Below are 12,570 nucleotides of genomic sequence, written 5' to 3' on the forward strand. Positions count from 1 at the left end.
AGGCCCGCCACCCGTACGGGTACGGGAGCAGGCCCTTCCGGTGGTGAAGGCGGCGCTACTACGAGGCCGGGCCCACGATGAGCCCGTCGTCGGCGCGGTCCACGCGGACGGTGTCGCCGTCGGCGATCTCGCCGGCCAGGATCTCCTTGGCGAGGCGGTCGCCGATGGCGGTCTGCACCAGGCGGCGCAGCGGGCGGGCGCCGTAGGCCGGGTCGTTGCCCTCCTCGGCGAGCCAGTCCAGGGCGGCCGGGGTGACGTCCAGGGTGAGCCGGCGTTCGGCGAGGCGGCGGGCGAGGCGGTCGACCTGGAGGCGGGCGATCCGGGTGAGTTCGCCGCCGGAGAGGGCGGAGAAGACCACGATGTCGTCCAGGCGGTTGAGGAACTCGGGCTTGAAGGAGGCGCGGACGGTGGTGAGGACCTGCTGCTTCTTCTCCTCGTCGCCGGTGGCCGGGTCGACCAGGTACTGGCTGCCCAGGTTGGAGGTGAGGATGAGGATGGTGTTGCGGAAGTCCACGGTGCGGCCCTGGCCGTCCGTCAGCCGGCCGTCGTCCAGCACCTGGAGCAGCACGTCGAAGACCTCCGGGTGGGCCTTCTCCACCTCGTCCAGCAGCACCACGCTGTACGGGCGGCGGCGCACCGCCTCGGTGAGCTGGCCGCCCTCCTCGTAGCCGACGTAGCCGGGAGGGGCGCCGACCAGGCGGGCGACGCTGTGCTTCTCGCCGTACTCCGACATGTCGATGCGGACCATGGCCCGCTCGTCGTCGAAGAGGAAGTCGGCGAGCGCCTTGGCCAGCTCGGTCTTGCCGACGCCGGTGGGACCGAGGAAGAGGAACGAGCCGGTGGGCCGGTCGGGGTCGGCGACGCCCGCCCGGGTGCGGCGTACCGCGTCGGAGACCGCGCGGACCGCCTCGCCCTGGCCGATCAGCCGCCTGCCCAGCTCCTCCTCCATCCGGAGCAGCTTCTGGGTCTCGCCCTCCAGGAGGCGCCCGGCCGGGATGCCGGTCCAGGAGCCGACCACGTCGGCGATGTCGTCCGGGCCGACCTCCTCCTTGACCATGGTGTCCTTGGCGGCCTCCTGCTCGGCCTCGCTGGCCTCGGCCAGCTCCCGCTCGACCGCCGGGATCTCCCCGTACAGCAGCTTGGAGGCGGTGTCGAAGTCGCCGTCGCGCTGGGCCCGCTCGGCGGTGCCGCGCATCTCGTCCAGCCGCTCCTTGAGCTCACCGACCCGGTTGAGGCCCTGCTTCTCCTTCTCCCAGCGGGCGGTCAGTCCGCGCAGGTCCTCCTCCTTGTCGGCGAGGTCCCGGCGCAGCTTCTCCAGCCGCTGCCGGCTGGCCTCGTCGGTCTCCTTGGACAGCGCCAGCTCCTCCATCCGGAGGCGGTCCACGGCCCGCTGGAGCTCATCGATCTCGACGGGCGAGGAGTCGATCTCCATCCGGAGGCGGGAGGCGGCCTCGTCGACCAGGTCGATCGCCTTGTCGGGCAGGAAGCGCGAGGTGATGTAGCGGTCGGAGAGGGTGGCGGCGGCCACCAGCGCGGAGTCCGCGATCTGCACCTTGTGGTGCGCCTCGTACCGCCCCTTGAGCCCGCGCAGGATGGCGACGGTGTCCTCCACCGTGGGCTCGGCCACCAGCACCTGCTGGAAGCGGCGCTCCAGGGCCGGGTCCTTCTCGATCCGCTCGCGGTACTCGTCCAGCGTGGTGGCGCCGACCATCCGCAGCTCGCCGCGGGCCAGCATCGGCTTGAGCATGTTGCCGGCGTCCATCGCGGAGTCGCCGCCGGCGCCCGCGCCGACCACGGTGTGCAGCTCGTCGATGAAGGTGATGATCTGCCCGTCGCTGTCCTTGATCTCGGACAGTACGGTCTTCAGCCGCTCCTCGAACTCGCCGCGGTACTTGGCACCCGCCAGCATCGCGCCCAGGTCCAGGGCGACCAGCCGCTTGTCGCGCAGGGACTCGGGGACGTCGCCCTTGACGATCCGCTGGGCCAGGCCCTCGACCACGGCGGTCTTGCCGACGCCGGGCTCGCCGATCAGGACCGGGTTGTTCTTGGTGCGCCGGGAGAGCACCTGCACCACCCGGCGGATCTCCTGGTCCCGGCCGATCACCGGGTCGAGCTTGCCCTCGCGGGCGGCCGCGGTGAAGTCGGTGCCGAACTTCTCCAGCGCCTTGTACTGGCCCTCCGGGTCCTCGGTGGTCACCCGGCGCCCTCCCCTCGCCTGCTGGAACGCCTCCAGCAGCTTCTTCGCGGTGGCGCCGTGCTCCTTGAGCACGTCGCCGGACTGGCCGCCCTTGGCGGCGATGCCGATCAGCAGGTGCTCGGTGGACAGGTAGTCGTCGCCCAGGTCCTTGGCGCGCTGGGAGGCGTCGGCGACGACGGCCAGCAGCTCGCGGTTGGCCTGCGGCGGGGCGACGGTGGAGCCCCGCACGCTGGGCTGGGCCGCCACCACCCGCTCCGCCGCGGAGCGTACGGCGGCCTGGTCGGCCCCCACGGCGGCCAGCAGGTCCACGAGGTTCTCGTTGTCCTGCCCCTCCAGCAGCGCGACCAGCAGGTGCGCCGGGGTCAGGTCCGGGTTCCCCTCGGACACGGCGCGGCTGGTGGCCGCGTTCAACGCGTCCCGGCTCTTGTTGGTCAGCTCGGCGTCCACATCGTCCCTTCCCGTCTCATGGCACGTTTCCCATGGCACGTATCCGCTGCCTCATGCGCTCATGCGCTCATGCCCACGCGGTGGCACTGACTATCTCAGCGTCTACAAAGTTGAGTGTATTCCACTCAAGAGCGGATCCACAGGAGTCCCAGGCCGGACCCGTAGGTGTGAGGGGCACCGGCCGGGGCGGGACGGCCAGGCTCCCGGCGGTAGGTTCACCGGCATGGCAGTCGATCTCCGCGACCCCGGCGAGACCTTCCTCGCCTTCTGGCGCGAGTACCACGTGTGCACCCTCACCACGCCCCGGCCGGACGGCACTCCGCATGTGGTGGCGGTGGGCGGGACCTACGCGCCCGAGGACGGCGAGCGCGGCATCGCGCGGGTGATCGCCAACCGGCACAGCCGCAAGGTCGCCAATGTGCTGGCCGCGGGCCCGGACGGGGCACGGGCGGCCCTCTGCCAGGTGGCCGGGCGGCACTGGGCGACGCTGGAGGGCGTGGCACGGATCCGGGCCGAGCCGGAGGAGGTCGCGTACGCGGTCGAGCGGTACACGGCCCGCTACGGGCGTACGCCCTCCCCGAACCCGGACCGGGTGGTCATCGAGATCACCCTGACCCGGGCGATGGGCCGCACCTGAGCCGCGTAAGGCACCGCGAAACGCGGACAGCACGGACAGCACAACGGCGCCATCGTGTTCAGGTCACGATGGCGCCGTTGTGTGGGGGAAGCACCTGAGCGATCGACAACGACGGGGGAATCGCTCAGGCACTGCGGGGGGTGGCGGTGGTGGTCTCCGGCTCGACCAGCTCGTGGTCACGCTGGTCGAGGTTGACGAAGATCATGCCGTACCGGATGGCACAGCGGACGGGTTGCGGGGCCCCTCGGGGCCGGCGCAGGCAGCGGTACGCTCGGATGTCCTCGTCGTCCCCGCGGGTGATGACGATCGGCTCACCGAAGAGGGTGACCATCAACGAATCGCCACGGTGCGGCACCGCCGTGACGAGGTCGATGAAATGCCACCCGGAACGGTAGGCGGACGCCATCTCACGCCGGAAGCGCGAGTCGTCGGGCACGTTCATGCGCTGAGGACGTGCCAGCCGGGGTCGGTCACGGCCGTGGCGACCGCGGGAGCGGTGTGCCAGCCCGGGTCGAGCTGCCCGGACGTGGGGGTCCGGTGCCAGCCGGGATCCTGGACCACGGCCGGAGCGGTGGACCAGCCCGGGTCCTGCCGCGCCGACGCGGGAGCGGTGTGCCAGCCCGGGTCCTGCGCCCCGGACGTGGGGGTCCGGTGCCAGCCGGGATCCTGCTGCTGGGCCACCACACTGTCGACCGCGTACGAACCGGTACCCTCGGCCGCCCCCAGGACGCCTATGGCGCCCGCGCCGATGACGGCAGCAGCGGCCGCTGCACGCATGAGTCTCTTGATCATCACCGAGCAACCTCACTTGAAGGCAACGTCTTCTCCAACCCCCGCGGATAAGACGATTTCTCACTCTCCACGTTTCCACCACCTACGCCAGGCATCATGTTCCTGAGATGCAGGAGCCTGGGGGTGAACAAATGGGGATAGAAGCGGACCAACCAGACCACCCCCATTCGCATACGGAGCTGTGCCCGGTCGGATCCGAGCTGTACGCGACCGCCTTGCGCACGGGAAGAATCTCCCGGTCAGAGGCGCTCAAGACGCCCTGCCTGCTCGATCTCGCCCTGCTCCACCCCGACCCGGACGACGCCCAGTGGCTGCGGCCGGTGCCGCCCTCGTCCGCGCTGGCCCAACTGCTCCAGCCGATCGAGCGCGAGATCCTCCAGCGCAGGCGGCGCACGGTCGAGCTGTCCGACGCGTTCCAGCCGTTCATGGCCATCAGCGCGCAGAACGCGCCGGAGACCCACTCGATCACCGTGCTGGAGGGTCTGCATCGGATCAACAGCACCCTGGACCGGGTCATCTCCGGCTGCGAACGCGAACTGCTCACCGTCCAGCCCGGCGGCGGCCGCCCGGCCACCGCCCTGCGCGAGGCGCTGCGCCGGGTCCAGCCGCTGCTGAACCGGGGCATCCGGATGCGCACGCTCTACCAGCACACCGCGCGCCACACCGAGCTGACGCTCAACTACCTCGACCACGTCGGGCCCGAGGTGGAGGTGCGCACCCTGGAGCAGATCATCGACCGGCTGATCATCGTCGACCGCGAGGTGGCGTTCGTGCCGGCCCGCAGCGACCGGCAGATCGCGCTGGAACTGCGCCACCCCGGGCTGGTGGCCTACCTCGCCGGGGTCTTCGACCAGTTCTGGCAGCTGGCCGTGCCGCTGAAGGAGGAGATCCCCTACGACCTGAAGTCGGACGGCGTCAGCGGGGTGCAGCGGTCCATCGCCCGGCTGCTGGTCGAGGGCCATGTGGACGAGGCCATCGCGCGCCGGCTGGGGATGAACGTCCGCACCTGCCGCGCCCATATCGCCAAGCTGGCCGCGGTCCTGGGCAGCGGCAGCCGGACCCAGCTCGGCTATCTGATCGCGCGCTCGGGGATGCTGGAGCGCGACCCGGGCTGACGGCCGGGGGGCTATTCCTCCGCCGGCCGCCAGGCGGTGACCTCCACCCGATCGGTGGTGCCGAGGTCGAGCGGGCCCCCGTCGCCCGGGCGCACCTGCTGCGCGGGGGCGCCCGGCACCGGGGTGACGGCCAGATAGGTGCCCTGGGTGGCCGGGCGGTCGGAGAGGGTCACCGTGTTGCGCCAGACCGCCGCCGCGACCGCCCGCTCCCCCGGCTTCAGGCGGAACGTCATCGGCCGGTGCACGCTGTCCGTGCCGGACCCCTGGTGGACGGTGACCGACTCCATGGGCGCGGACGCCCCGTCCAGCACCTTCACCACCGGATAGCCGCTCACCCGGACCGGCCGGGCACCGCAGTTGGTTAGCGACACCTCCATGGCGCGCACCCCCATCGCCCCGTTCACCATTCCGGTCGCCACCCGCACCCCGCCCGCCGGACACGGCCCGGTCGCCGGTTCCGCCGGGCCCCCGCCGGGCGGACTCGGCGGAGTGCCGTACGGCGGCGGGTACGGCGTGGGGTACGGCGAGGGCGAGAGGCCCTCCGCGCGTACCGGAGGACTCCCCGCGCCCACGGACGGGCTTCCGGCGCCTACGGGCGGACTCTCGGCTCCTCCGGACGGACTTCCGGCGCCTACCGGCGGACTCTCGGCTCCTCCGGACGGACTTCCGGCGCCTACCGGCGGACTCTCGGCTTCTCCGGACGGACTTCCGGCGCCTACCGGCGGACTCGCCTCGCGTACGGGCAGGGGAGCCGAGCCCGTCTCGTCGTCGCATCCGGCCAGCAGCGGCCCCACCCCGATCACCAGCGCCACCACCCCCAGCACCCCGGCGGACCACCGGGCGCCACGGAGCGGGCGATGCGCGGGCGGGCGGGAGCCGGGCGGCGGATGGTCGGCGGGTCCGGTGGCGGCAGGCATGACCGGATCATGCCACGCACGGTGGCGCCGGGAGGGCGGTACGGGGAGGGGCGGCAACGCCGCGGCCCCCGGGCGGACCGGGGGCGATCCAGCCGGGGGCCAAGGAGTGCGTACGCGTACGCGAAGGGCGTCAGTCGCCGCGCTTGGTGGTGGGCGGGCGCCAGACGACCAGGGCGCTCGCCTGTTGGACGTCCTGGTACGGGACCAGGTCGCGGCGGTAGGAGGCGTGCACCTGGGCCTCGCGCTGGCGGATGGCCGCCGCCGCGCCCTCGACCGCCGCGCTCAGCTCGGCGATCCGGGACTGGAGGGCGGCGACCTGGTTCTCCAGCTCGATGATCCGCTTGATTCCGGCCAGGTTGATGCCCTCGTCCTGCGACAGCTGCTGCACCTGGCGGAGCAGCTGGATGTCGCGGGCCGAGTAGCGCCGGCCCCGGCCCGCGGTGCGGTCCGGGGAGACCAGGCCCAGCCGGTCGTACTGGCGCAGGGTCTGCGGGTGCAGCCCGCTGAGCTGCGCGGCGACCGAGATGACGTACACCGGCGTCTCGTCGGTCAGCTCGTACGGGTTGCGACGGCGTCCGTCCACCTCAAGCCCCCTTCGCGGCCTGGAACAGCGCGGCCCGCGGGTCCTCGCCCGCTGTGGCCTCCCGGTAGGTCTCCAGCGCCTCGCGCGCCTTGTCGTCCAGCTCCTCCGGCACCGCCACCTCGACGGTGACCAGCAGGTCCCCGCGGGTGCCGTCCTTGCGGACCGCGCCCTTGCCGCGGGCCCGCATGGTGCGGCCGTTGGGGGTGCCGGCCGGGATCTTCAGGGTGACCGGCGGCCCGCCGAGCGTGGGCACCTTGATCTCCCCGCCGAGCGCCGCCTCGGGGTACGAGACCGGCACCGTGACGGTGAGGTTGTCGCCCTTGCGGCCGAAGACCGGGTGGGTGTCCACATGGACCACCACGTACAGGTCGCCGGCCGGTCCGCCGCGCTCGCCGGGGGCGCCCTTGCCGCGCAGCCGGATGCGCTGCCCGTCGGAGACGCCCGCCGGGATGCGGACCTGCATGGTGTGCGAGGACTTGGCGCGGCCGCTGCCCTTGCAGACCTCGCACGGGTCCTGGGCGATCAGCCCGCGGCCCTTGCAGTCGCGGCAGGGGTCGGTCAGCGAGAACGAGCCGCTGCCGCCGCGGGAGACCTGGCCGGTGCCGACGCAGGTCGGGCACACCCGGGGCGTGCCGTTCTTGTCGCCGGTGCCGGAGCAGGCCTTGCACGGCTGCTGGCTGGACATCCGCAGCGGGACCGTGGCCCCGTCCACCGCCTCGGTGAAGCTGAGCGTCACCTCGGACTCGACGTCCTGGCCGCGCCGCGGCTGGGTGCGGGTGCCCGTACCGCCGCGGTTGAACAGCCCGCCGAACACGTCCCCGAGGCCGCCGCCGAAACCACCCGCGCCGCCCGCGCCGCCGCCACCGCCGCCCTGGGCGCCCCCGAAGAGGTCGCCCAGGTCGAAGTTGAACGTGCCGCCGGCGCCGCCGGGGCCGCCCGGGCGGAAGCCGCCGTTGCCGAAGAGCGCGCGGGCCTCGTCGTACTCCTTGCGCTTCTTGGGGTCGCCGAGGACGTCGTTCGCCTCGGAGACCTCCTTGAAGCGGGTCTCGGCGTCGGCGTCGCCCTTGTTGGCGTCCGGGTGGAACTCGCGGGCGAGCTTCCGGTACGCCTTCTTGATCTCGGCCTCGGTGGCGTCCTTGGGGACGCCGAGAACCTTGTAGTAGTCCTTCTCCACGAAGTCCTTCGTGCTCATCGACGTCCCTCCTTCCGGAAACCACCTGTGTGCGCCGCGCGGTGCGGGCCGCTTGCACGGCCCGCACCCCGTACGGCGCAGGCGCCGCTGCTACCGCTCAATACGTCAGCCCTCCTCGGGGCCACCGCTCTCCTCGCCCGAGTCCGACGGCGCCTCGTCCGAGGCGGTCGCGTCCTTGGACGCCGGGGCCGCGCCGGGCTGGGGCTCGGCGACGGCGACCCGCGCGGGGCGGATGGTCCGCTCGCCGATCCGGTACCCGGGCTGCAGGATCGCGACGCAGGTCGTCTCGGTGACATCCGGCGCGTAGGAGTGCATCAGCGCCTCGTGGACCGTCGGGTCGAAGGGCTCACCCTCCTTGCCGAACTGCTGCAGGCCCATCTTGGCGGCGACCGTCTCCAGCGACTCGGCCACCGACTTGAAGCCGCCGACCAGCTCGCCGTGCTCCCGGGCCCGGCCGATGTCGTCCAGCACCGGCAGCAGCTCGGTCAGGAGGTTCGCCACGGCGATCTCCTTGACCTGCACCCGGTCCCGCTCGACCCGGCGGCGGTAGTTCTGGTACTCGGCCTGGAGCCGCTGGAGGTCCGCGGTGCGCTCGCCGAGCGCGGTACGGACCTGGTCCAGCTGAGCGGTCAGGCCGGCCGTGCGGTCCGCGTCCCCGGCCGGGGACGCCGGGCCCTCCTCGGCGCCGCCCCCGTCCGCCGCCGGGGCGGCGGCGTCGGGTGCGGGCTTCGAGGATGGGCTCTCGGCGGCCTCGGCGGCGCCGTCGGGGGTGGCGCCGGAGGGGACGTCGGGCTTCTCGTCGAATCCCGGGGTCTCCTCCGTCATGCGGCACCGCCCTTGGGCTTCTCGTCGTCGACGATCTCCGCGTCCACCACGTCGTCGTCACCCTGCGGCTGGGCGCCGGGCTGCTCGCCCGCCGCGCCACCCGCGGCCTGCTGGGCCTGGGCGTCGGCGTACATGGCCTGGCCGAGCTTCTGGGAGACGGCCGCGACCTTCTCCGTCGCGGTGCGGATCTCCGCGGTGTCCTCACCCTTCAGCTTCTCCTTGAGCTCGGTCACCGCCTCCTCGACCTCGGTCTTGACGTCGCCGGGGACCTTCTCCGCGTTGTCGGCGAGGAACTTCTCGGTCTGGTAGACGAGCTGCTCGGCCTGGTTGCGGGTCTCGGCCGACTCGCGGCGGCGGGAGTCCTCCTCCGCGTACTGCTCGGCCTCCTGGCGCATCCGGTCGACCTCGTCCTTGGCGAGCGAGGAGCCGCCGGTGACGGTCATCTTCTGCTCCTTGCCCGTGCCGAGGTCCTTCGCGGTCACGTGCATGATGCCGTTGGCGTCGATGTCGAAGGAGACCTCGATCTGCGGCACACCGCGCGGGGCCGGCGGCAGACCGGTCAGCTCGAACATCCCGAGCTTCTTGTTGTACGCCGCGATCTCACGCTCGCCCTGGTAGACCTGGATCTGCACGGACGGCTGGTTGTCCTCGGCCGTGGTGAAGATCTCCGAGCGCTTGGTCGGGATCGTGGTGTTGCGCTCGATCAGCTTGGTCATGATGCCGCCCTTGGTCTCGATACCGAGGGACAGCGGGGTGACGTCGAGCAGCAGGACGTCCTTGACCTCGCCCTTGAGCACACCGGCCTGGAGGGTGGCGCCGATGGCGACGACCTCGTCCGGGTTGACGCCCTTGTTGGCGTCCTTGCCGCCGGTCAGCTCCTTGACCAGCTCGGCGACGGCCGGCATCCGGGTGGAGCCGCCGACCAGGACCACGTGGTCGATCTCGGACAGCTGGATGCCGGCGTCCTTGATGACGTTGTGGAACGGGGTCTTGCAGCGGTCCAGCAGGTCCGAGGTGAGCTGCTGGAACTGGGCGCGGGTGAGCTTCTCGTCCAGGTGCAGCGGGCCCTCGGCGGAGGCCGTGATGTAGGGCAGGTTGATCGTGGTCTCGGTGGACGAGGACAGCTCGATCTTCGCCTTCTCGGCGGCCTCACGCAGGCGCTGGAGCGCCATCTTGTCCTTGGCGAGGTCCACGCCGTGGCCGGACTGGAACTGCTTGACCAGGTAGTCCACGACCCGCTGGTCCCAGTCGTCGCCACCGAGGTGGTTGTCGCCGTTGGTGGCCTTCACCTCGACCACGCCGTCGCCGATCTCCAGCAGCGAGACGTCGAAGGTGCCGCCGCCGAGGTCGAAGACCAGGATGGTCTGGTCGTCCTTCTCCATGCCGTACGCGAGCGCGGCTGCGGTCGGCTCGTTGACGATGCGCAGGACGTTGAGGCCCGCGATCTCACCGGCCTCCTTGGTGGCCTGGCGCTCCGAGTCGTTGAAGTACGCCGGGACGGTGATGACCGCGTCGGTCACCTTCTCGCCCAGGTAGGACTCCGCGTCGCGCTTCAGCTTCTGCAGGATGAAGGCGCTGATCTGCTGCGGGTTGAAGTTCTTCCCGTCCAGCTCGATCTTCCAGTCGGTGCCCATGTGGCGCTTGACCGAACGGATCGTCCGGTCGACGTTGGTGACCGCCTGGCGCTTGGCGACCTCGCCGACGAGCACCTCGCCGTTCTTGGCGAAGGCGACGACGGACGGCGTGGTCCTGGCGCCCTCGGCGTTGGTGATGACGGTGGGCTCGCCGCCTTCGAGAACGCTGACGACGGAGTTAGTCGTGCCCAGGTCGATGCCGACCGCACGTGCCATTTCGATTCCTCCAGCTGACTTGAGTGCAACAGGCTCAAGGATGCAACACGGATCGCCATCCGTCAACAGACCTGAGCCGACCCCACTCAACTTTTATCCAGGGCTTATGCGCATACGCGCCTCGCGGCACCGTACACAAGGGACAAGGCCACCCGGAAACGCCACGGCGGAGCCGGAGCCGTACGGACGGCTCCGTCGCGGCGGAGGCGTACGGACGGTGCGCCACGACCCGCCGCCTACCCGGGACCACCCCTCCGCCCACCCGTACCCATGCGATCGTTCGCCAGAACGCACCAAACGGTATGGAAAGCCACGGAAAGTGGGCAAATCCCTCATGACCGCTTCCCCATCCGAGCCCCCCGCCCCCACCGCCGTCCCCATCCCCGTTTCCGCCACCCCCGTCCCCCTTTCCGCCTCCGTCCCCATTTCCGCCTCCGCCCCCGCCACCGCCACCCCCGCCCCCGTTTCCGCCTCCGTCCCCGCCACCGCCGCGCGCCCGCCGGACCTGAAACGGATCCTGGACGCCGCGCTCGCGGCCGTACTGCTGACACTGCTCGCCCCGCTGCTGGCCGCAGCGGCCCTGACCGTCGCCGCCCGGCGCCCACCCGGCGGCACCCTGGCCCGGGAGCCCCGGATCGGCCTCGGCGGCGCCCCGCTCACTTTGCGCTCACTGCCGGTGCGCCGGCTGCGGCTGGACGCGCTCTCCCGGCTGCCCCATGTCGTACGGGGAGAGCTGGCGCTGGTCGGCCCGGCGCCGCTGCCGCCGGACGACCCGGCCGCCCACCTCCCCTGGCGCCACTCGGTGCGGCCCGGACTGACCGGACCCGCCCAGCTCGCCCGCGGCTCCGAACTCCCCTGGGACGAGCCACTGCTGCTGGACCAGCACTACGTCGAGCACCATTGGCTGGGAATGGACCTGGCGCTGCTGGCAAGGCGGCTGCTCCGGCGGCCGTCGCGGTGTGTACGCGGTCAGGGTCACCTGAGCGACGCAGATCACCGCGTACCCGGCTACAGCCCGGCGTCATAACTGGGTACGCTCAGCACGAACCGAATAAGTTACCGCTTAGTAGTGCACTGGTCGCCTGCCGAGCGGCGACACTGGTGAGTACCGACTCACGTACTGACTCACGTGTCGAATCCCCCACCTCGCAGGCCCGAGGAGCCCCCATGCAACTCGCCGCGATCATTGTGTCGCTGACGCTGACCGTGGTCGGCGTCGCGCTCATCGCCCGAGCGGTCGCGCAGATCTACCGGTTCGTGAAGCTCGGCCAGCCCGTGCCCGCGGGCAGCCGCACCGACGACCCCAAAGCCAGGACGATCACCCTGGTCAAGGAGTTTCTCGGCCACACCCGGATGAACCGCTGGGGGATCGTCGGCGCCGCGCACTGGTTCGTGGCGATCGGCTTCCTGACCCTGCCGCCCACCCTGCTCCAGGCGTACGGGCAGCTCTTCCAGGCCGACTGGGTACTGCCGATCATCGGCGGCTTCCTGCCGTTCGAGATGTACATCGAGTTCATCGGCGTGATGACCATCCTGGGCATCCTCGCGCTGATCGGCATCCGGCTGCTCAGCCTGCCCTCCCGGGCCGGCCGCAAGTCGCGCTTCGCCGGCTCCAAGGCCTGGCAGGCCTACTTCGTGGAATACATCATCCTGGTCATCGGCCTGGCGATCTGGGTGCTGCGCGGCCTGGAAGGGGCCATCCACCACGTGGACCACTACGAGGCCGCGTACTTCGCCTCGTACCCGCTGGTCCTCGCGTTCAAGGGGCTCTCGATCCCCACCCTCCAGACGCTGATCTACCTCACCGCGATGATCAAGATCGGCACCTCGCTGATCTGGATGATCACCGTCTCGCTGAACACCAACATGGGTGTTGCCTGGCACCGTTTCCTCGGTTTCCCGAACATCTGGTTCAAGCGCAACGCCGACGGCGCGGTGGCCCTGGGCGCGTTGCAGCCGATGACCAGCCGGGGCAAGGAGATCGACTTCGAGACGGTCTTCGACGAGGAGGAGGG

General features: G+C 71.4%; 11 protein-coding genes and 1 pseudogene. 4 read left to right on the forward strand and 8 right to left on the reverse strand.

What is annotated here, in order from left to right; all coding sequences use genetic code 11:
• Positions 1–58 precede the first annotated feature (58 nt).
• Positions 59–2,644, reverse strand: a complete 2,586-nt coding sequence (gene clpB / locus ABZ945_RS31455; RefSeq protein ID WP_361276630.1) for an ATP-dependent chaperone ClpB — start codon at positions 2,642–2,644, stop codon at positions 59–61.
• Between the two features lie 223 nt (positions 2,645–2,867).
• Here clpB and ABZ945_RS31460 point away from each other — a divergent pair, with 223 nt between their 5' ends.
• A complete protein-coding gene (locus tag ABZ945_RS31460; protein ID WP_361276600.1) occupies positions 2,868–3,281 on the forward strand; it encodes a pyridoxamine 5'-phosphate oxidase family protein in 414 nt (137 codons plus the stop codon).
• A 124-nt stretch (positions 3,282–3,405) separates the two neighbouring features.
• Here the strand turns inward: ABZ945_RS31460 and ABZ945_RS31465 are convergent, their stop codons facing one another.
• Together ABZ945_RS31465 and ABZ945_RS31470 are read right to left on the reverse strand one after the other, a co-directional pair.
• The gene (locus tag ABZ945_RS31465) at positions 3,406–3,723 is read right to left on the reverse strand and encodes a (2Fe-2S)-binding protein (RefSeq protein ID WP_248635883.1); all 318 of its coding nucleotides are present in this window, start codon (positions 3,721–3,723) and stop codon (positions 3,406–3,408) included.
• Positions 3,720–4,073 carry a hypothetical protein gene (locus ABZ945_RS31470; RefSeq protein ID WP_361276602.1) on the reverse strand — a complete coding sequence of 118 codons (354 nt, stop codon included), beginning with the start codon at positions 4,071–4,073 and terminating at the stop codon, positions 3,720–3,722. The genes ABZ945_RS31465 and ABZ945_RS31470 overlap by 4 nt, the downstream gene beginning before the upstream one ends.
• Before the next feature lie 131 nt (positions 4,074–4,204).
• Between ABZ945_RS31470 and ABZ945_RS31475 the strand changes: the two genes are divergently transcribed.
• Positions 4,205–5,188, forward strand: a complete 984-nt coding sequence (locus ABZ945_RS31475; protein WP_361276605.1) for a helix-turn-helix transcriptional regulator — start codon at positions 4,205–4,207, stop codon at positions 5,186–5,188.
• Positions 5,189–5,199: 11 nt separating this feature from the next.
• Here the strand turns inward: ABZ945_RS31475 and ABZ945_RS31480 are convergent, their stop codons facing one another.
• The 5 genes from ABZ945_RS31480 to dnaK all read right to left on the reverse strand — a co-directional run bounded on the left by ABZ945_RS31480 (position 5,200) and on the right by dnaK (position 10,555).
• Entirely contained in the window at positions 5,200–6,105 is a 906-nt protein-coding gene (locus ABZ945_RS31480; RefSeq protein ID WP_361276608.1) for a DUF4232 domain-containing protein, read from the reverse strand.
• 130 nt (positions 6,106–6,235) lie between these two features.
• Positions 6,236–6,688 carry a helix-turn-helix domain-containing protein gene (locus tag ABZ945_RS31485; RefSeq protein WP_361276610.1) on the reverse strand — a complete coding sequence of 151 codons (453 nt, stop codon included), beginning with the start codon at positions 6,686–6,688 and terminating at the stop codon, positions 6,236–6,238.
• A 1-nt stretch (position 6,689) separates the two neighbouring features.
• Positions 6,690–7,880, reverse strand: coding sequence for a molecular chaperone DnaJ (gene dnaJ, locus ABZ945_RS31490; RefSeq protein ID WP_361276612.1), 1,191 nt, complete (start codon positions 7,878–7,880; stop codon positions 6,690–6,692).
• Positions 7,881–7,985: 105 nt separating this feature from the next.
• Positions 7,986–8,705, reverse strand: a complete 720-nt coding sequence (gene grpE / locus ABZ945_RS31495; RefSeq protein ID WP_361276615.1) for a nucleotide exchange factor GrpE — start codon at positions 8,703–8,705, stop codon at positions 7,986–7,988.
• A complete protein-coding gene (gene dnaK / locus ABZ945_RS31500) occupies positions 8,702–10,555 on the reverse strand; it encodes a molecular chaperone DnaK (RefSeq protein WP_361276618.1) in 1,854 nt (617 codons plus the stop codon). Before dnaK ends, grpE begins: the two co-directional genes overlap by 4 nt.
• A 334-nt stretch (positions 10,556–10,889) precedes the next feature.
• Between dnaK and ABZ945_RS31505 the strand changes: the two genes are divergently transcribed.
• Positions 10,890–11,582, forward strand: a complete 693-nt coding sequence (locus tag ABZ945_RS31505; protein WP_361276621.1) for a sugar transferase — start codon at positions 10,890–10,892, stop codon at positions 11,580–11,582.
• Positions 11,583–11,722: 140 nt separating this feature from the next.
• Positions 11,723–12,570, forward strand: a pseudogene (locus ABZ945_RS31510) (Fe-S oxidoreductase); the annotation flags it as partial.

This window comes from Streptomyces sp. NPDC046887 (assembly GCF_040644755.1).
In the GTDB taxonomy this organism is placed as follows: Bacteria; Actinomycetota; Actinomycetes; order Streptomycetales; family Streptomycetaceae; genus Streptomyces; species Streptomyces lichenis.